Genomic DNA, 18,314 nt, shown 5'->3' with positions numbered 1-18,314 from the left:
TGGGTGGAATTTCTGGCCAAATATTATGGCATATAGGCATATTTGCGGATAGTGTATCCAGAATTGACATAGAATCCGGATACACATGCCAGACCTCGACAAAACCGATCAGCAGATCCTTGATCTGATGAAACGCGACAGCCGCATACCCAATTCCGAGCTGGCCGAACAGGTTGGCCTTTCGCCTTCGACCTGCTGGCGCCGCGTCAAGGCGTTGGAGAATGCTGGCGTGATCCGTCACTATACGGTGGCGCTGGATGACGCGCGGCAAGGCCTTGGTTTTGGCGCCATCGTCCATGTGCGTCTGACACGCCATGATCCCGACCAACTGGCCGCCTTTCTGCGCGTGGTGCAGAACCGGCAAGAGATCCGGGCCTGCCATGCCACGACGGGACAGGCCGATTACCATTTGCATGTCGTCTGCGCTGATATCGAGGCCTATAACGTCTTTCTCGACCAAGTGCTGTTTCGAATCCCAGCCGTCGCCAGCGCCCAGACAAACGTTATACTCCGCACGATCAAAGTCTGAGGCAGCCCAACACTGCCCGGACGATCACCGGCTGGCGCGTTTCGACCTCGATTGCCACTGGTTTCGTCCTTTATGCCCTGACCCAAGCCATCTGCCAAAGGGCAACGCAAAGAACTTGCTGCATGTTTTCCTCTCGGCTTGATGCATGAAGGACATGAGACTTTCAAAGAAGGTATTTTCAGCAATCGGCGACATGCTGGTTCACACGACGAGGTTCACCCCCCCCAACAGGGTGCCGATGCCTGTGATCGCGTTGCGTCTTACACACAAGCGCCTTAGAGATGGCAACATGAGCAATTACGATCTTATCATCATCGGTTCCGGGCCCGCTGGTCGCGCAGCGGCCATTCAGGCAGGCAAGCTGAAGCGCAAGGTTCTGGTCATTGACCGCAAAGACCGGCTTGGCGGGGTTTCCGTGCATACGGGCACAATCCCATCCAAGACCCTGCGCGAAACCGTACTGAACTTGTCGGGTTGGCGCGAACGCAGCTTCTATGGCCGCTCTTACCGGGTGAAGGACAAGATCGGGGCCGAAGACCTCAAGGCGCGGCTTCATATGACGCTGGGCCACGAAGTGGATGTGTTGGAGCATCAGTTCAATCGCAACCATGTTGATACGCTTTATGGTCTGGCGCGGTTTGTGGATGAGCACACGGTCGAAGTGGATACCGAAGCAGGCGACGTCACACGGCTTACGGCAAAGCGGTTTCTGATCTCCACCGGGACGAAGACATTTCGGCCGGATACTGTGCCCTTCAATGGCACCACTATTGTGGACAGCGACGAGTTTCTGGAACTGGCGCGCATTCCGCGCAGCCTGATCGTGGTTGGCGCGGGTGTGATCGGGGTGGAATATGCGACGATGTTCTCGGCGCTGGATGTGCGGGTAACGTTAATCGAGCCGCGCGACACGTTTCTGGATTTTATCGACAAGACCCTGATACAGGATTTCACCCATCAGATCCGCGAGAACGGGGTCGATCTGCGGCTTGGCTCTGCAATCGAGAAGATCGAAGATGCGGGCGATTACGTTGAAGTCAGCCTTGCCAACGGGCGACATGTACGCGCCGAAATGCTTTTGTTTGCTGCGGGACGCCTTGGCGCAACATCCAAGCTGAACCTCGCAGCTGCCGGGCTTGAAACCGACCATCGCGGTCGGCTTGATGTTGATCGCAAGAGCTATCAGACGCGAAAACCTCATATCTATGCGGCGGGCGATGTGATCGGGCATCCCAGCCTTGCCTCGACTTCCGTTCAGCAGGGTCGCGTTGCGGCCTGTCATGCGCTGGAAACCCCAACTCTGGCAGAAAGCCCTTGGTTTCCATACGGGATTTATTCGGTCCCAGAGATTTCTACTTGCGGTATGTCCGAAGAAGAGATGCAGGAGCGCGGCATTCCTTATGAGGTGGGCGTTGCGCGGTTTCGGGAAACCAGCCGGGGTCATATCATGGGGTTGGAACACGGGATGCTGAAAATGCTGTTCAGCCTGAAAACACGCCGTGTTCTTGGCGTCCAGATCGTGGGCGAAGGTGCGACAGAACTGATCCATATCGCGCAGGCTGTGCTGAACCTGAAGGGCACAGTCGATTACTTTGTCCAGAACACGTTCAATTACCCGACCCTGGCCGAAGCCTACAAGATCGCCGGTCTGGATGCCTTTAATCGCATGCCGATCCCGGAAGAATATAAGATCAAGCGTGAAGCTCCGCCTGCCACATCGAGAGGTCGCATCTGATATTCGGTCCGACACCGGATATGGCCGTGTACTGCTGCGCAAGCATATTCCTGCAAGTGTTTCATATTGGGCTCCATCGTGTCGCTGCAAGCGCTGGTGCACCCGGACCAGCTGTCTGTCATCGAGCAGGTTGATAACCAGAAATCCGCGCGCCGCAATCTGCTCTGCTTCATCGGATGCCAGACCTATGCCGCGCAGGATCGGTAATCCCCCCCGAATTTAAGGGGCTGCAAAAGTAGAATTTTCTCGGCAAGATGCATGAGGAGAATTCGAATGAAGACAAGCAGATACACTGAAGCTCAGATCATCGCGATCCTGCGCCAAGCCGAAGGCGGTGTGCCGGTGGCGCAGTTGTGCCGTGAGCATGGCATGAGCGATGCGTCGTTTTACAAATGGCGGGCCAAGTATGGCGGGATGGATGCGTCCATGGTCAGCCAGATGAAGGCGATCGAGGACGAGAACCGCCGCCTCAAGCGGATGTATGCTGATCTGAGCATGCAGAATGACTTGCTGAAGGAAGCCCTTGGAAAAAAGTAGGTGGGCCATCTCAGCGTCGTGAGATGGCCGAAACGGCGGTGGAACGACGGGGCGTCAGCATCGCGCTGGCCTGCCGTGCCTTCGGGGTCAGCGAGACCTGCTATCGCTACAGCCCGAAGCTCAAGGACGAGAATGAAGAGATTGCGGATCTGCTCACGGGGCTGACCGATGCCCGCAAAACTTGGGGATTTGGCCTGTGTTTTCTGCATCTGCGCAACGTGAAGGGGCATCCCTGGAACCACAAGCGCGTCTACCGGATATACTGCCAGCTGGAGCTGAACCTGCGGATCAAGCCCCGCAAGAGGCTGAAACGGGAGAAGCCTGATGTTCTGGCCGTGCCGGACGCGCCGAATGTGACCTGGTCTATGGACTTCATGGCCGATCGCCTCGGCGACGGGCGGGCTTTTCGGCTTTTGAACGTGATGGACGACTTCAACCGCGAAGGACTGGGGATCGAGGTCGATTTCTCGCTCCCCGCAGAACGGGTTATCCGCAGCCTTGATCGCATCATCGAATGGCGGGGAAAGCCGGGCACGATCAGGGTCGACAATGGCCCTGAATACATCAGCGAAACGCTGAGAAAATGGGCTGAGAAACATGATGTTACGATCCAGCACATCCAACCCGGCCAGCCCCAGCAGAACGCTTACGTCGAGCGCTACAATCGGACGGTTCGTCACGAGTGGCTGGATCAATACATCATCGAACGCATCGAGGAGGCACAGGATCAGGCTGCGTATTCCGGCGCATCCGCCCACCCATTCCGACAACATGCGCCCACCTGTTCCGGGGTATTCGCCCACCTGTGACGCGTTGCCGTGAGGCAGCGTGTTTTGGTTATCAGTCCTGAGGGGTTTCGTCACCCATTTTGGTGATGGTCTTGCGCATGGATTGGCCCTCGAGTTCGAGACGGTAGGCGTTGTGAACGATGCGATCGAGGATGGCATCGGCGAATGTGGGTTCGCCGATGACGTCATGCCAGGCTTTGATGGGTAATTGGCTGGTGATCATCGTTGAGCCGCGCCCGTAACGCTCTTCGACGATCTCCATGAGATCGCGGCGTTGCGGTGATGTCAGCCTGTCTGGGCCCCAGTCGTCCAAGATCAGCAATTGCGCCTTCGTGATGCTGCGGAACAAGCGGGGGAAGCGTCCGTCACCATGGGACAGCTCCAATTCCTCGAAGAGGCGCGGCATCCGTTTGTAGACCACAGTCACGCCGTCACGACAGGCTGCCTGGGCCAGTGCGCAGCCAAGCCAGGTCTTGCCGACGCCACAGGGGCCAGTGATGATCAGATTACGCTTGTCGGTGATCCATCTGCCTGTGAGCAGGCTTTGGAACAGCGCTTTGTCGAGGCCACGGCGTGCGCGGTAATCAACATCTTCCGGGCTGGCGCCAACATGGCGCAGCCTGGCAGTCCGCATGCGAGCCTCAAACCTCTTTGTTTCTCGGCTTGCGACCTCACGGTCAACGAGCAAGCCAAGCCATTCAGCATGGCCGAGATCGGCAGTTGCATCTTGCATCTGCAGTTCGGCAAAGGCTTCGGCCATGCCGTCCAGCCTGAGGGCTTTAAGGTGATGAAGGGTTGGATGGTCGAGCATTGTGTTCCTTTCAATGGAAGTAATCGGCGCCACGGATATTGGGGTGGGTGATGGCAGGCTCGTCCGTGGCGCGGGTGCGGGGCCTGCTCTCAAGCCCATTCTTGAGAATGGACAGGAGTGACGAATAGGATCTGGCGTTGATTTCGAGCGCACGGCGACAGGCCGCATCAAGTCGGTCGCGGCCAAACTTGTCGGCCAGCCGGATCACCCCAAGGCAGGTGCGATAGCCCTGTTCCGGGTGCTTGCGCTCGCGCATCACGACCTCAACGAAGATGGCCACGTTTGGCCCAACGCGAGCCGCACGTGCTTTGATACGCTCTGGCGTCCAGTCATCGCGGAATTGGTGGTGCGCTGGCATGTGATCGCGCAGCGTAGAGTGCTTCCCGTTGCTGGACGTCCTGACATGAGAGGCGACACGCTGCCCGAGATGGAAGACTTCGATGGTGCGGCCTGTGATCCGCGCCCACAGCTCTTTCTTCAGCAGCTGATAGGGCACGGAGTAATAATGCTTGTCGATCGCGACGTGGTAATCGAACCCGGCGCGGCACTTCTTCCATTCAGCATAAACATACGATGCTACCGGCAGCGACTTCAGGGCGGGTTTGTCCAGCTGTTCAAAAAGCTGTCTGCGGCTGGCCCCGAGGTGACGCGAGACCTTGTCGTTGAGCCTGTCAAGCAACGGCTTGATGGCCGCGTTCAACTCAGCAAGGCTGAAGAACTGGCGGTTGCGCAGCCGTGCCAGTATCCAGCGTTCAGCCAGCAATACCCCACCCTCTGCCTTCGCCTTATCTTTGGGCTTATATGGCCTCGCCGGGACAACGGCCGTGTCGTAATGCGCGGCCATATCTGCGTAAGTCCGGTTGATTACGGGGTCGTAAAAGCACGCCTTGGTGACCCCTGCCTTCAAATTGTCCGAGACGATCTGGGCGGTCACACCACCGAAGAAATCCAAAGCGCGGACATGGCTTGCGATCCAATCCGGTAGGGATTGCGTCCAGGTCGCCTCGACAAATGTATAGTTCGATGCCCCCAGAACAGCGACAAACACCTGTGCCGTGCGCACCTCCCCGGTCTCGGGGTCAATCACATCGATCGTATGGCCGGCATAATCGACGAACAGGCGCTCACCTGCAGGATGACGCTGTCGCATCACCGGCGACAGCTTGCCTTCCCATCGCGTGTAAAGTTCGCAAAACCGAGAGTATCCATACCCATCAGGATGATCAGCGCGATATTCTTCCCACAGCAGCGATAACGTCACGCCCTTGCGGCGCAACTCGCGGTGAATGTAGGGCCAATTTGGTTGCGCCGCGATCCGCTGGGTATTCTGATAAGGACGGTGGAACAGGCAGCGCTCAAGGTCAGTGTCGGACATCTCAATCGGTAGTGGCCAGGCCAGACCCAACTCCCTGGCGCGATCGAGGTAACCCCGCAGGGTTGTTCGACCAACCCCAAGGCTTGCAGCGATCTGACGGGTCGAAAGCCCCTCGGCTGATAGCCGCAAAACATCTCGTATCTTCCGCATCGGCAATCTCTTCATCGGGCTTCCTTCGTACCAAAAAAGGCGGAAGGTAGCCGGTTACAGATTGCCTCGCAGCAGCATGTCACAGGGGTGGGCGGATACCCCGGAATCCCTGGGCGGATAAAATCGGAACGGGTGGGCGCATCAAATCGGAATCGCTGGGCGCATCACCCCGGAATACGCAATCAGGCCACGCAATGGCTATGGACTTACAACAACGACCGCCCCAACATGGGCATCGGCGGCATAACACCCGCCATGAAACTGCTCCTGAAAGGGGCGCAAAGCGACAAAATGGCTGCGTGAATTCTACGGATGCACCCCGTTAAAAAGGGGGAGATTACCCAAGCAACGCCAACTGATTCAAACAAGTTGAGCGTCAACCAATCGCTCAAACGCCGCCGCCACTTGCTGTCTGGTCTGTTGAAATGCGGGCTGTGTGGAGCGAATATGACCATCGCTGGCGGAGCCGAGAAGCGGTATTATTGCTCTACGGCCAAGGAACTTGGCAAGTCGCAGTGTTCTGTATGCGCCGTTTCTGTCCCATTGGTTTTTTCGAGGCGCGCGGGTTGACAGGGTTTGGGTTGGCGCGTTTTTGAGCTCGTCAGGGAGTCCCGGACGAGCTCGTTTGTGAGGCATAGGCCCATGGCATCAAAGCATCGATATCTTTTTCGAGATGCCCATTAGCCAGCTTTGTGTATAGGTCATGTAGATACGCGTATGGCTCGACGTCATTCATGCGACAAGTTCCGATCAAGCTCGCGAAGCGCGCCCAAGAACGGGCGCCGTCATCGTGACCTGCAAAAAGCGTGTTGCGCCTTGTCATTGCGGGGGTTCTGATCGCGTTTTCGACCAGGTTGGAATCCATGTCCACATGACCGTCCTCGAGAAAGAGGCAAAAGCCATCCTGTCGGCTGAGCATATAGGCCAGAGCCTTGCCCAGTTCGGACTTGCGCGACACCCGGCCGGCTTGGGCATGGAGCCAGGCAAAGAATTTATCGACCAGTGGACGGGATTGATCCTGCCGGACGGCCCTACGTTGCTCGGGTGGCAAACCTCGGATTTCGGCCTCGATCTTATAGAGGGCTGCAATTCGCACCAGAGCCTCGTCAACGATTGGCGATCCCGCTTTCGGCTGGGCTTTGATCAAGGCTCTTCGTCCATGCGACCAGCAATAGGCCAGCTTCAAGGGCTTGCCACCCACCCGCTTGGGCGTCGCCAATGCGCTATACCCGCCATAGGCATCAACCTGGATTGTGCCGTTGAAGCCGTTGAGGATTTCTGCCGCGTATTCTCCTTTGCGTCCGGGTCGATAGTGGAACACGACACCAGGTGGGGATGATCCGCTCCAACCACGATCATCTCGCAGCACGGCCCAGAAATATCCCGTCTTGGTTTGGCCGCGACCGGGATCAAGTACTGGCGCTGTTGTTTCATCGACGTAAAGCCGCGTGCTGCCTTTGAGCAGCACCATTGCCATGTGATCCACCACAGGAGCAATCAGTGCGCCTGTGCGTCCCATCCAGTCTGATAGGACTGCACGATCAATTGGGGCACCATTACGGGCCATGGCCACCGATTGCCGGTTCAAAGGGTTGAAGTCGCAGAATTTGGCCACAGTGATATGGGCCAGCAAGGCTTCGGTCGGCCAGCTGTTTTCCAATAGATGCGCAGGAGCTTTGGCTTGGGTCACGCCCGTGCGGCCTTTCGGGCAGGCATACTTTGGACGCACGGTGACGATGACTTGGTATTGGGCGGGAATGATATCCAGTCGCTCCGAGCGATCCTCTCCGATCTTGACCATATCGCCGCAGCCACATGGGCAAGCGATACTGTCGGGTTCAATCACGCGCTCGACCCGGGGTAACCCCTCTGGAAGGGCGCGAGGCTTGCGTGGTTTGCGCGGGGCCTTGCTCTTGTTTTGGGGCTTTTTCTCGAGCGCGGCCTGAACGTTCTCGATTTCCGCCTTCGTCTCGGCAATCGCTGTCTCTTGATCTTCGAGTGCCAGCTCCAGCTGATCAGGGGTCAGCTTTTCGGATTTGGGTCCGAATTTTGTGCGCCGGTAGTCGGCTACCTGACTTTCCAGCTTTTCGACCAGCGCGGTCAACGTGATCACGAGCGCGCCTTTTTCTTCTGCATCAGCCTGATGATGCAGGCGCGCCGCACGTTCAACGCTGACCTCGAACTGGGCTTTTTCGAGCGCCGCTTGCTGCGTCTCGAGGGCCTTTATGACCTCGGGCGGCAAGTCAGGAAATCGGCGAAGATCGAGTGGTTTTGACATGACCATTCCTACCACAAAGTGGCAGAAATAGCCAATAAAATAACACCAAAATCAGTGTATTATACCCGCCTTACGCGAAAACCCGAAAATTGTCGTGTGAGATGACACGGAAGTTGTCGGAGATGGTGTCGCGGAAGCTCCGCCATTCGTTGGGGAGGGTTTTTCGAAAAAATGCGAGTATCGCATCGGCAAATTGCTTTTGCGTGGGATAATACTGATTGTGTGTGACACAGCGGTGCATGACGGCCCACAATCGTTCAATCGGGTTGAGATGTGGGCAATATGGCGGCAATGGGATCAAGTGGATGCGGCAGTCCGGCCTTGCAAGGAAGTCTCGCACCTCTTGCCCTTTATGATACGCCGCGTTGTCCCAGATCACGTGGATGAGGCGCTTGTAAGGGTTGGATGCCTCGATTTTGGCCAAGAGCTGGACAGCGCTGATCCCGTCTACCGTAATCGGCTCGACAAACGACAAATCGAATGTTTCCAAGTTCAGTGCACCATGGATGTTCACACGCCCACGCCCTGCTGTGGTCTGCACGGCAGGATTTGTCCCGGCCTTCACCCAACCATAAGCCGGTTTCGTCTGATACTCCGGATGCACGGCATCTGCGAAATAGACAGCTTCATCAGCCCCCAACTCGTTCAGCAAGCGCTGATACATCTCGATGAAGGCGGCTTGTGCTGCGGCAGGCGCAACGCGCGGAAGTCCCTTCGGCTTGCGATACTCAAACCCCAGACGCGTCAGAAGCTTGATGCAGCCAGAATGGGAATACTCCAAGCCATACGTCGCGGAGATATGGGCCCGGACCTCGGTCGTCGAACGACAAAAACGATCCTCCAGCCACGCGCTGAGTTCGGCCTCCTGAGCCGAGGTCATCCGGGATTGACCGCCCTTCCATCCATCAGTGGATAGGAGGTCCCAGCCCCCTTCGCGGTAAGCCTTGTACCAAAGACGAACCGTATCATCGTCAAGGTAAAGAAATTCGGCGATCAGTTGGCAGGATTTGCCCTCATCCAGCAGCAAAATCGCATTGGCGCGACGCGCAACACCGTGATCCTCGCGATGGCGTCGCACACAGGACATCAGCTCAGCACGTTCTGAAGATGTCAGGAATTTCGGCTCAATACGCATGAACCCATCAGAATCCAATCAAACCGAACCGTCAAGCAAAACTCGGGTTCCACAGGACTCGGAGTATAGTCACCCTGCCGCAGTCGGCGGAGTAACCTGTTTTGACACCATCTGCAGCCAGTCCAAACCCTCAAACAGGGCCTCATACTGGGCGCGAGAAAGCTGCATGACGCCGTCCTGGATCTTGGGCCAGACGAAGTTGGAAACCTCCAACCGTTTGTAGATCAGCACAAGACCCGTCCCATCCCAGAGCAAAATCTTCAACCTGTCCCCCCGCTTGGATCGGAACACCACAGTCAGACCAGAATGAGGATCCAACCCCAGTTCGTTTTGCACTGTCGCGGCCAGCCCGTCATGTCCCCGACGGAAGTCCACAGGTTTTGTCGCAATCACAATCGGCAGTCGCTGTCCTGCAACAATCACGACACCCCCCGCAACGCCCGGATCAACTCAGCAGCGCGCGCCACATTGGCATGCGTTGGAACGTGGACCACGATATCTGATCCAATCGCGATCGTTATCTCGTCAATCTCAGCCTGCTGTAATGCGCGATCAGTGCCTTGCGATGTCAAAGCAATCTGCAACGGAACAAAAGCTGGCTCCGACTGCTTGGTGGGCGTAGCTGCATTGCGGGGTGATTTCACAACATCCGCAGGCAGAACCAATTTGCCCTCGCGCGCCATGCGCCGCCAATCTGACAACTGATGCGGAACAATGTCATGGCGTTTCGCAACGTCCACAACGCGCGCACCAGGTTGAAAACTCTCCGCTACAATCCGCGCTTTCACATCATCTGGCCAACGCCGGTTGCCCCGAACCGGCTCAACAAGCTCCAGCCGACCGTCAAATCCACTTCCATCCGCCATAGCGTCCTCCATCACTAACAATGGAGAATTAATCAGTCCGATCAGGAATTTGCGAAAGACCTCAAATCAATGGGACACAGACGGCGCATACAGTGTTCTGGCTTTCCTGGATTGAGTGCTTACCGTGCCGCTGACAAGGTCTTGTCCGTCATGCAGAATGATTTGATGGCAGAGACCGCATTTCACCAGTTTCAATCAACCTACATCAAGCAACTGGAAGATGGTCGGCAAGATCAGCGTGCCGCCGAAAAAACTCGAATGAAGGCAATCAAGCGGCTCGAAAAGGAGAAGGACAACCTTTTGACCGCTGTGCGGTCAGGAAAAGCCCACGACATCTTGCTAGAAGACCTCGAAAGGGTTGCCGCTGAACTCGACCGCAAGAAGGCCGAGCATGAGGCAAAGCAAATCGGTCCGCCCGAACTGCCCCGCGATTTGCGCAAAAAGTATGAGGAAATGATACAAAGGATCGTGGACACGCTCCAAGATGAGGGAGTCGCTGGCCGTGCTGCGGAAGTTCTTCAAGAAATGATTGAGCGCATTGATGTGACCTACGAAAAAAATCGCAAAGGCCACACGCTGCACATTCAGGGTAGATTAGTGAAGATGTTGGCGAACGCCGACCCTGCCAATGCAGAGGGCTACGAAAGGGAAAAAGTTCGATTGAGTTGGTTGCGGGGACAGGATTTGAACCTGTGACCTTCAGGTTATGAGCCTGACGAGCTACCTGGCTGCTCCACCCCGCGTTGGTTTTTTGTGTGTGTCGTTTTGAGAGGTTTTGTGTTTCTTGTCAGGTTTGGCGGTGAGCTACTCTCCCACGTCTTGAGACGCAGTACCATTGCCGCTGCGGCACTTAACTTCCGAGATCGGGACGGGATCGGGTGTTTTGCTCGCGCTATTGCCACCAAACCTGAGAAGAAACACATATCAGTGAGGTGGGTTTGTTTTTCCACCTGGCTATTTAGTCAATGCTTTTGGTTGCTTTGATTGTTGGTCAGTTTGGTTGTTACTGGATCAAATCAAGCCTATCGAGCCATTAGTACCGGTCAACTGAACGCATTGCTGCGCTTACATCTCCGGCCTATCGACGTGGTGGTCTACCACGGCTCTCAAGGGAGACCTTGTTTTGAGGGGGGCTTCCCGCTTAGATGCTTTCAGCGGTTATCCTGTCCGATCATAGCTACCCTGCACTGCGGCTGGCGCCACAACAGGTCCACCAGTGGATCGTTCACCCCGGTCCTCTCGTACTAGGGGCAACTCCTCTCAAGTCTCCAACACCCACGGCAGATAGGGACCGAACTGTCTCACGACGTTCTAAACCCAGCTCACGTACCTCTTTAAATGGCGAACAGCCATACCCTTGGGACCTACTCCAGCCCCAGGATGAGATGAGCCGACATCGAGGTGCCAAACGATGCCGTCGATATGGACTCTTGGGCATCATCAGCCTGTTATCCCCGGCGTACCTTTTATCCGTTGAGCGATGGCCCTTCCACTCGGGACCACCGGATCACTATGGCCGACTTTCGTCTCTGCTCGACTTGTCAGTCTTGCAGTCAGGCTGGCTTCTGCCATTGCACTCAACGAGCGATTTCCGACCGCTCTGAGCCAACCTTCGCACGCCTCCGTTACTGTTTAGGAGGCGACCGCCCCAGTCAAACTACCCGCCACACAGGGTCCCGGATCCGGATAACGGACCGCGGTTAGACATCAAGAGTGCGAAGGGTGGTATCTCAAGGATGGCTCCATGGGAACTGGCGTTCCCACTTCAAAGCCTACCACCTATCCTGCACATCGCAATCCTGATGCCAGTGTGAAGCTGTAGTAAAGGTGCACGGGGTCTTTCCGTCTAACCGCGGGAAGCCTGCATCTTGACAGGCAATTCAATTTCGCTGAGTCCATGTTTGAGACAGCGGGGAAGTCGTTACGCCATTCGTGCAGGTCGGAACTTACCCGACAAGGAATTTCGCTACCTTAGGACCGTTATAGTTACGGCCGCCGTTTACCGGGGCTTCAGTTCGGAGCTTGCACTCCTCCCTTTAACCTTCCGGCACCGGGCAGGCGTCAGACCCTATACGTCGTCTTGCGACTTCGCAGAGCCCTGTGTTTTTAATAAACAGTCGCCACCCCCTGGTCTGTGCCCCCCGCCAAGACTTGCGTCCTGACGGGGCCTCCTTCTCGCGAACTTACGGAGGTATTTTGCCGAGTTCCTTAAACATGGTTCTCTCAAGCGCCTTGGTATTCTCTACCAGTCCACCTGTGTCGGTTTCGGGTACGGTCTGATGTGGGGCTATTTCCGGGAACCTCTAAACGGCCCGCCCAATCCGATAAGGGCGAACAATCTTCGAGATCCGTCACTTCCCACTGGCCCTGGAATATTAACCAGGTTCCCATCGACTACGCCTTTCGGCCTCGCCTTAGGGGCCGGCTTACCCTGCTCAGATTAGCTTTAAGCAGGAACCCTTGGACTTTCGGCGACAGGGTCTCTCACCCTGTTTGTCGCTACTCATGTCAACATTCTCACTTCTGAACGCTCCACCGGTCCCTCACGGGCCGGCTTCACAGCAGACTTCTGATGCGTCCGTCACGCCCCAAAGGGCGTGCAAGACGCAAGAAGTACAGAACAGAACGCTCCGCTACCATGCGATTGCTCGCATCCTAAGCTTCGGCTCATGGCTTGAGCCCCGTTACATCTTCGCCGCAGGACAACTTATTTAGACCAGTGAGCTGTTACGCTATCTTTAAAGGATGGCTGCTTCTAAGCCAACCTCCTGGTTGTTTTGGTCGTCCCACCTGCTTTCCCACTTAGCCATGAATTAGGGGCCTTAGCTGTAGGTCAGGGTTGTTTCCCTTTCCACGACGGACGTTAGCACCCGCCGTGTGTCTGCCATCTAGTACTCCCGGGTATTCGGAGTTTGGTTAGGATCAGTAAGCCTGTGGGGCCCCATTACCCATCCAGTGCTCTACCCCCCGGGGTATTCGGATGACGCTCTACCTAAATAGATTTCGCGGAGAACCAGCTATCTCCGAGTTTGATTGGCCTTTCACCCCTAGGCACAGTTCATCCCGATCCTTTTCAACGGATGTGGGTTCGGCCCTCCAGTTAGTGTTACCTAACCTTCAGCCTGACCATGCCTAGATCACTCGGTTTCGGGTCTGATCCATCTAACTCATGCGCCCATTTAAGACTCGCTTTCGCTGCGCCTACACCTATCGGCTTAAGCTTGCTAGATAGACCAAGTCGTTGACCCATTATACAAAAGGTACGCTGTCAGGGGTCATGCCCCCTCCAACTGCTTGTAGGCGTCCGGTTTCAGGTCTGTTTCACTCCCCTCGTCGGGGTGCTTTTCACCTTTCCCTCACGGTACTGGTTCACTATCGGTCAGTAAGGAGTACTTAGCCTTCGGGGGTGGTCCCCCGATCTTCAGACAGAATTTCACGTGTTCCGCCCTACTTGATACGTCCTATCATGCTTCCTGTACGGGGCTGTCACCCACTATGGCCTGCCTTTCCAGACAGTTCCAGTCACACTCAAGGCTCGGCTGGTCCGCGTTCGCTCGCCACTACTAACGGAGTCTCTATTGATTTCCTTTCCTCCGGGTACTTAGATGTTTCAGTTCCCCGGGTTTGCTCTTTTAAGCCTATGTATTCAGCCTAAAAGTACTTGGTTAGACTTTCGGATAGCCACGTCGCTTTGCGCCCCCCCAAACCGAGCAAGGCTCGGCACGGAGTGTGCATTGCGAAGCAATAACCAAAAATCTTCAAGTGGGTTGCCCCATTCGGAAATCCTGGGATCAAAGGTTATTCTCACCTCCCCCAGGCTTATCGCAGAGTATCACGTCCTTCATCGCCTCTTACTGCCAAGGCATTCACCAAACGCCCTTATCGCGCTTGATTTGATCCAGAAAGAGCCAAACTGCGCTATGCCCGCAAGCGGACACACCATCGTCTGACGTGCAGGGCCTTTTGCGTCCCCTGCACACAATCTGAACCAAAAGCTTGTATACTTTTCCCGCTCTGAACCCGTGCGGATTCAGAACTATTGGTTAGTGTACTTGACTTGATAGTCTCATGCTTCGTGGCCTTGCGACCACCGACCTCCCCCCACTCGGGGATGTCAGCATGACACTGATATGTTTCTCTCTAAACGATGTAAAATGAGGGCCAAAACCCTCAATGCGTCCAACAGGACGATCAAACATATGTCTTTTTGTGCTCCCGCCCAGAACGGGCGACTTGCGCACGAGATATGCTTGATGATCTTGTTGGGTCTGTCTTTGGTAATGGTGGAGCCTAGGAGGATCGAACTCCTGACCTCCTGAATGCAAATCAGGCGCTCTCCCAGCTGAGCTAAGGCCCCGTAAGGTCTACGCCGCTCTGCCCGAGATACCCGGCCTGGTTGATGGTGGGTCGAGGAGGACTTGAACCTCCGACCTCACGCTTATCAGGCGTGCGCTCTAACCACCTGAGCTACCGACCCAAAGTTCAGACCGGTAGGCCTGCGTAGTTTCATCTTGAAGAGATATGAGGACGGTCCGGCTCAAATATGTGACTACGAATAGTCACTGCTAAGTGCTTCGGTGAAGGTCTGTGCAAGCACAGCCCTTACATGAAGCATCCTTAGAAAGGAGGTGATCCAGCCGCAGGTTCCCCTACGGCTACCTTGTTACGACTTCACCCCAGTCGCTGAGCCTACCGTGGTTGGCTGCCTCCATTGCTGGTTAGCGCACCACCTTCGGGTAGACCCAACTCCCATGGTGTGACGGGCGGTGTGTACAAGGCCCGGGAACGTATTCACCGCGGCATGCTGTTCCGCGATTACTAGCGATTCCGACTTCATGGGGTCGAGTTGCAGACCCCAATCCGAACTGAGATAGCTTTTTGGGATTATCCCACTGTCACTACCATTGTAGCACGTGTGTAGCCCAACCCGTAAGGGCCATGAGGACTTGACGTCATCCACACCTTCCTCCGACTTATCATCGGCAGTTTCCTTAGAGTGCCCAGCTTAACCTGCTGGCAACTAAGGACGTGGGTTGCGCTCGTTGCCGGACTTAACCGAACATCTCACGACACGAGCTGACGACAGCCATGCAGCACCTGTGTGATATCCAGCCGAACTGAAAGAACCATCTCTGGTCCCGCGATATCCATGTCAAGGGTTGGTAAGGTTCTGCGCGTTGCTTCGAATTAAACCACATGCTCCACCGCTTGTGCGGGCCCCCGTCAATTCCTTTGAGTTTTAATCTTGCGACCGTACTCCCCAGGCGGAATGCTTAATCCGTTAGGTGTGACACCGACAAGCATGCTTGCCGACGTCTGGCATTCATCGTTTACGGTGTGGACTACCAGGGTATCTAATCCTGTTTGCTCCCCACACTTTCGCACCTCAGCGTCAGTATCGAGCCAGTGAGCCGCCTTCGCCACTGGTGTTCCTGCGAATATCTACGAATTTCACCTCTACACTCGCAATTCCACTCACCTCTCTCGAACTCCAGACTGATAGTTTTGGAGGCAGTTCCGGGGTTGAGCCCCGGGATTTCACCCCCAACTTTCCAATCCGCCTACGCGCGCTTTACGCCCAGTAATTCCGAACAACGCTAGCCCCCTCCGTATTACCGCGGCTGCTGGCACGGAGTTAGCCGGGGCTTCTTTACTGGGTACCGTCATTATCTTCCCCAGCGAAAGAGCTTTACAACCCTAAGGCCTTCATCGCTCACGCGGCATGGCTAGATCAGGGTTTCCCCCATTGTCTAAGATTCCCCACTGCTGCCTCCCGTAGGAGTCTGGGCCGTGTCTCAGTCCCAGTGTGGCTGATCATCCTCTCAAACCAGCTATGGATCGCGGGCTTGGTAGGCCATTACCCCACCAACTACCTAATCCAACGCGGGCCGATCCTTTGCCGATAAATCTTTCCTCCGGAGAGAATATACGGTATTAAACCCCGTTTCCAGGGACTATTCCGTAGCAAAGGGCACGTTCCCACGCGTTACTCACCCGTCCGCCACTAGATCCGAAGATCTCGTTCGACTTGCATGTGTTAAGCCTGCCGCCAGCGTTCGTTCTGAGCCAGGATCAAACTCTCAAGTTGAAATGGACCGAAATCCATATCCTTGACGTCAAACCCAAGCACATATCACACGCTCAGAGATCTCTCCCCAAACGCGTCTTTTTCCGTTTTGTGCTCTCGTCCTCCAAAGAAAACAAAAGCCGCAAAACAGTGAAGCTGACACCCGCATCATCGAACAACTATAAAGCCATCCTAGCGAGCCGATATGTGAAGGGCCGATCCATCGAATGAACCAAACCGCCCGCATATCTCTTCAAGTTCCAAATCTGTCAAACAACACAAGACAAAAACATACACAGCGCGGCACCACTCTCGGCGCAACCCCATGCAACCCTGTCTCGAAATCTCTAAACCAAAAACCCGAAAGCTTCCGATCATCCAAGCTGCGTTCCCGCCGCCGGTGAAGCGCTATCTAGGCAATACAAACAAACACCGCAAGAGAGAAATTCGCAAAACTGTCGCTTTTCACATATCGCCCTGCATTTAGGCAGGCTTGCGCATTTTTCCTGCGTCGGCGCGGCCCTGGCTTTCGGAAAAGAACCCGGCTCGGCCGCCCCACTTGCTGCGCGATTCGAGAATCGGCAGATTATTTGGCCTTGTTTTCCGGCTCGCATCGATTCTGCTGCTCCGCGCAGGGAATCAGCCCGACTCAGCCGCTGGAGATTCTGCGCAGGCCGCGCATATCGCGCTGGACCTTCGCCCGGCGGCGCGGCACTCTCGCGCCAGTGTCCCGGAGCCTCCCCCATGCGCTTGCTGATCTCCTTTGCCGCTCTGTTTCTGTCGGTTGTGTTATTACAGCTTGGTCTGGGCGGGGTCGTGCCGCTGGACGCGCTGTCAGGCGTAGAGCTGGGCTTTACCGCAGGTGAAATCGGGCTGCTGGGTTCAGCGCATTTCGTGGGCTTTTTCATCGGCTGTTGGTGGGCGCCGCGTCTGATGGGACAGGTCGGCCATTCGCGTGCCTTCGCAGCACTGACCGCAGCGGGCACGATCGGGATATTGGCGCATATGCTGGTGATCCATCCGCTGGCTTGGGCCGTGCTGCGCATGGCTTCGGGGTTGGCGGTGGCAGGGTGTTACACGATCATCGAGGCGTGGTTGCAGGCCAAGCTGACCAATGAGACCCGCGGCCGCGCGATGGGTGTGTACCGTGTGGTCGATATTGTCGGCAGCCTTGGGGCGCAGTTGCTGATCGCGGTGCTGACGCCTGCCTCCTATGTCTCGTATAACCTGCTCGCACTTCTGTGCTGTGCCGCGCTGTTCCCGCTGGTGCTGACACGGGCCGAAGCCCCGCCTGTCGCCGGTGCGCCAAGGCTGCGGCCGGGCTTTGCGTGGAACCGCTCGCCTTTGGCCGCTGTGGGGGTCGTGGTGTCGGGCATCACGGGGGCCGCGTTCCGAATGGTGGGGCCGCTTTATGCGCTGTCTGTGGGGCTAAAGGCCGAAGTGATCGCGCTGTTTCTGGCGGCCTATGTGCTGGGGGGCGCTGTGGTGCAGATACCGGTGGGGTGGCTGGCCGACAAATATGACCGGCGCGTGGTGCTGATCTGGCTGTCGGTCGCCTCGGTGCTGGCTTGTGTGGCGACAGTGGCGAGCGCCGACCGGGGTGTGGTGGCGATTTTTCTGGCCGCAAGCTTTTTCGGGATGACGACCTTTCCGATCTATTCCATTTCCGCCGCCCATGCCCATGACTTTACCGACCCGTCAGAGGCGGTGGAGTTGTCCGCCGCACTGATGTTCCTCTATGCCGTGGGCGCAATCGCCAGCCCGCTGATTGCGTCCTTGCTGATCGATCTGAAAGGGCCTGCGGCGATGTTCGTGTTCATCTCTCTCGCGCATATCGTGCTGGTGGTGTTCGGGCTGGCACGGATGCGCGCGCGCGCCACACCGAGTGCGCGCACACGCTATGAATATGTGCCGCGCACGTCTTTCCTGATCGGGCGGTTGCTGCGCCGGGGCCGAAAGCGGGATTAGGTGCAGTATATGGTAGGGTTATAAATCAGGCACCAACGCACGGCCCCAAGGGCGTCAGCCCGTCACGTGACCGTT

At 56.3% G+C, this 18,314-nt stretch carries 13 protein-coding genes, 3 tRNA genes and 3 rRNA genes; 7 read left to right on the top strand and 12 right to left on the bottom strand.

Annotated elements, in window-relative coordinates:
* Nucleotides 1-85: 85 nt before the first annotated feature.
* The 4 genes from BD293_RS00900 to BD293_RS00890 all read left to right on the top strand — a co-directional run bounded on the left by BD293_RS00900 (nt 86) and on the right by BD293_RS00890 (nt 3,610).
* Nucleotides 86-529 (top strand): Lrp/AsnC family transcriptional regulator, encoded by a 444-nt coding sequence (locus BD293_RS00900; RefSeq protein ID WP_142079389.1) that lies wholly within the window; start codon nt 86-88, stop codon nt 527-529.
* Nucleotides 530-818: 289 nt separating this feature from the next.
* Nucleotides 819-2,264: a Si-specific NAD(P)(+) transhydrogenase gene (gene sthA / locus BD293_RS00895; RefSeq protein WP_142079388.1), complete on the top strand. Its 1,446-nt coding sequence runs from the start codon at nt 819-821 to the stop codon at nt 2,262-2,264.
* Nucleotides 2,265-2,330: 66 nt separating this feature from the next.
* The gene (locus tag BD293_RS22590; RefSeq protein WP_170207023.1) at nt 2,331-2,471 is read left to right on the top strand and encodes a hypothetical protein; all 141 of its coding nucleotides are present in this window, start codon (nt 2,331-2,333) and stop codon (nt 2,469-2,471) included.
* A gap of 66 nt (nt 2,472-2,537) precedes the next feature.
* Nucleotides 2,538-3,610 (top strand): IS3 family transposase gene (locus BD293_RS00890; RefSeq protein ID WP_425467914.1). Its coding sequence is split into 2 segments (ribosomal slippage): nt 2,538-2,799 and nt 2,799-3,610, totalling 1,074 coding nucleotides; the frame shifts between segments, so codons are not numbered across the junction.
* A gap of 31 nt (nt 3,611-3,641) precedes the next feature.
* Here BD293_RS00890 and istB read toward each other — a convergent pair.
* Nucleotides 3,642-4,400 carry an IS21-like element helper ATPase IstB gene (gene istB / locus BD293_RS00885; RefSeq protein WP_142079313.1) on the bottom strand — a complete coding sequence of 253 codons (759 nt, stop codon included), beginning with the start codon at nt 4,398-4,400 and terminating at the stop codon, nt 3,642-3,644.
* A gap of 10 nt (nt 4,401-4,410) precedes the next feature.
* Nucleotides 4,411-5,940 carry an IS21 family transposase gene (gene istA / locus BD293_RS00880; protein WP_142079387.1) on the bottom strand — a complete coding sequence of 510 codons (1,530 nt, stop codon included), beginning with the start codon at nt 5,938-5,940 and terminating at the stop codon, nt 4,411-4,413.
* Between the two features lie 297 nt (nt 5,941-6,237).
* Here istA and BD293_RS23325 point away from each other — a divergent pair, with 297 nt between their 5' ends.
* Nucleotides 6,238-6,495: a recombinase zinc beta ribbon domain-containing protein gene (locus tag BD293_RS23325; RefSeq protein WP_142079386.1), complete on the top strand. Its 258-nt coding sequence runs from the start codon at nt 6,238-6,240 to the stop codon at nt 6,493-6,495.
* A 31-nt stretch (nt 6,496-6,526) separates the two neighbouring features.
* Here the strand turns inward: BD293_RS23325 and tnpC are convergent, their stop codons facing one another.
* The 4 genes from tnpC to tnpA form a co-directional block, all read right to left on the bottom strand.
* Nucleotides 6,527-8,203 (bottom strand): IS66 family transposase, encoded by a 1,677-nt coding sequence (tnpC, locus tag BD293_RS00865; RefSeq protein ID WP_142079385.1) that lies wholly within the window; start codon nt 8,201-8,203, stop codon nt 6,527-6,529.
* 70 nt (nt 8,204-8,273) lie between these two features.
* Entirely contained in the window at nt 8,274-9,338 is a 1,065-nt protein-coding gene (locus BD293_RS00860; protein ID WP_142079384.1) for an IS630 family transposase, read from the bottom strand.
* Nucleotides 9,339-9,407: 69 nt separating this feature from the next.
* Entirely contained in the window at nt 9,408-9,761 is a 354-nt protein-coding gene (tnpB, locus tag BD293_RS00855; RefSeq protein WP_142079383.1) for an IS66 family insertion sequence element accessory protein TnpB, read from the bottom strand.
* Nucleotides 9,758-10,204: an IS66-like element accessory protein TnpA gene (tnpA, locus tag BD293_RS00850; RefSeq protein WP_142079382.1), complete on the bottom strand. Its 447-nt coding sequence runs from the start codon at nt 10,202-10,204 to the stop codon at nt 9,758-9,760. Before tnpA ends, tnpB begins: the two co-directional genes overlap by 4 nt.
* Nucleotides 10,205-10,369: 165 nt before the next feature.
* Between tnpA and BD293_RS00845 the strand changes: the two genes are divergently transcribed.
* Nucleotides 10,370-10,900 (top strand): hypothetical protein, encoded by a 531-nt coding sequence (locus tag BD293_RS00845; protein WP_142079381.1) that lies wholly within the window; start codon nt 10,370-10,372, stop codon nt 10,898-10,900.
* Here the strand turns inward: BD293_RS00845 and BD293_RS00840 are convergent.
* From BD293_RS00840 to BD293_RS00815, 6 genes are all read right to left on the bottom strand, one after another.
* Nucleotides 10,871-10,947, bottom strand: a tRNA-Met gene (locus BD293_RS00840). The genes BD293_RS00845 and BD293_RS00840 overlap by 30 nt on opposite strands.
* 48 nt (nt 10,948-10,995) lie before the next feature.
* A 5S ribosomal RNA gene (gene rrf, locus BD293_RS00835) occupies nt 10,996-11,110 on the bottom strand.
* Nucleotides 11,111-11,216: 106 nt separating this feature from the next.
* Nucleotides 11,217-14,098: ribosomal RNA gene (locus BD293_RS00830) — 23S ribosomal RNA — on the bottom strand.
* A 387-nt stretch (nt 14,099-14,485) separates the two neighbouring features.
* Nucleotides 14,486-14,561 (bottom strand) — tRNA-Ala (locus BD293_RS00825).
* 43 nt (nt 14,562-14,604) lie between these two features.
* A tRNA-Ile gene (locus BD293_RS00820) sits at nt 14,605-14,681 on the bottom strand.
* A 144-nt stretch (nt 14,682-14,825) separates the two neighbouring features.
* Nucleotides 14,826-16,292 (bottom strand): 16S ribosomal RNA (locus BD293_RS00815).
* The 16S, 23S and 5S rRNA genes sit together here with 3 tRNA genes alongside, the layout of an rRNA operon.
* Nucleotides 16,293-17,015: 723 nt before the next feature.
* On the opposite strand from BD293_RS00815, the gene BD293_RS00810 reads away from it, so the two are divergent.
* Nucleotides 17,016-18,239 carry an MFS transporter gene (locus BD293_RS00810; protein ID WP_142079380.1) on the top strand — a complete coding sequence of 408 codons (1,224 nt, stop codon included), beginning with the start codon at nt 17,016-17,018 and terminating at the stop codon, nt 18,237-18,239.
* The last annotated feature ends 75 nt before the right edge of the window (nt 18,240-18,314 follow it).

This window comes from Roseinatronobacter monicus, from assembly GCF_006716865.1.
Lineage (GTDB): Bacteria > Pseudomonadota > Alphaproteobacteria > Rhodobacterales > Rhodobacteraceae > Roseinatronobacter > Roseinatronobacter monicus.
The sequence above is the reverse complement of the archived record's forward strand: the minus strand, read 5'-3'. Positions and strand labels throughout refer to the sequence as shown.

What these genes read in the sequence shown, in the direction of transcription:
- istA (WP_142079387.1), bottom strand. Translation starts at nt 5,940, where the DNA reads ATGAAGAGATTGCCGATGCGGAAGATACGAGATGTTTTGCGGCTATCA.
- sthA (WP_142079388.1), top strand. Translation starts at nt 819, where the DNA reads ATGAGCAATTACGATCTTATCATCATCGGTTCCGGGCCCGCTGGTCGC.
- istB (WP_142079313.1), bottom strand. Translation starts at nt 4,400, where the DNA reads ATGCTCGACCATCCAACCCTTCATCACCTTAAAGCCCTCAGGCTGGAC.
- tnpC (WP_142079385.1), bottom strand. Translation starts at nt 8,203, where the DNA reads ATGTCAAAACCACTCGATCTTCGCCGATTTCCTGACTTGCCGCCCGAG.
- BD293_RS00860 (WP_142079384.1), bottom strand. Translation starts at nt 9,338, where the DNA reads ATGCGTATTGAGCCGAAATTCCTGACATCTTCAGAACGTGCTGAGCTG.
- BD293_RS00900 (WP_142079389.1), top strand. Translation starts at nt 86, where the DNA reads ATGCCAGACCTCGACAAAACCGATCAGCAGATCCTTGATCTGATGAAA.
- BD293_RS00845 (WP_142079381.1), top strand. Translation starts at nt 10,370, where the DNA reads ATGGCAGAGACCGCATTTCACCAGTTTCAATCAACCTACATCAAGCAA.
- BD293_RS23325 (WP_142079386.1), top strand. Translation starts at nt 6,238, where the DNA reads ATGCACCCCGTTAAAAAGGGGGAGATTACCCAAGCAACGCCAACTGAT.
- BD293_RS00810 (WP_142079380.1), top strand. Translation starts at nt 17,016, where the DNA reads ATGCGCTTGCTGATCTCCTTTGCCGCTCTGTTTCTGTCGGTTGTGTTA.
- tnpA (WP_142079382.1), bottom strand. Translation starts at nt 10,204, where the DNA reads ATGGCGGATGGAAGTGGATTTGACGGTCGGCTGGAGCTTGTTGAGCCG.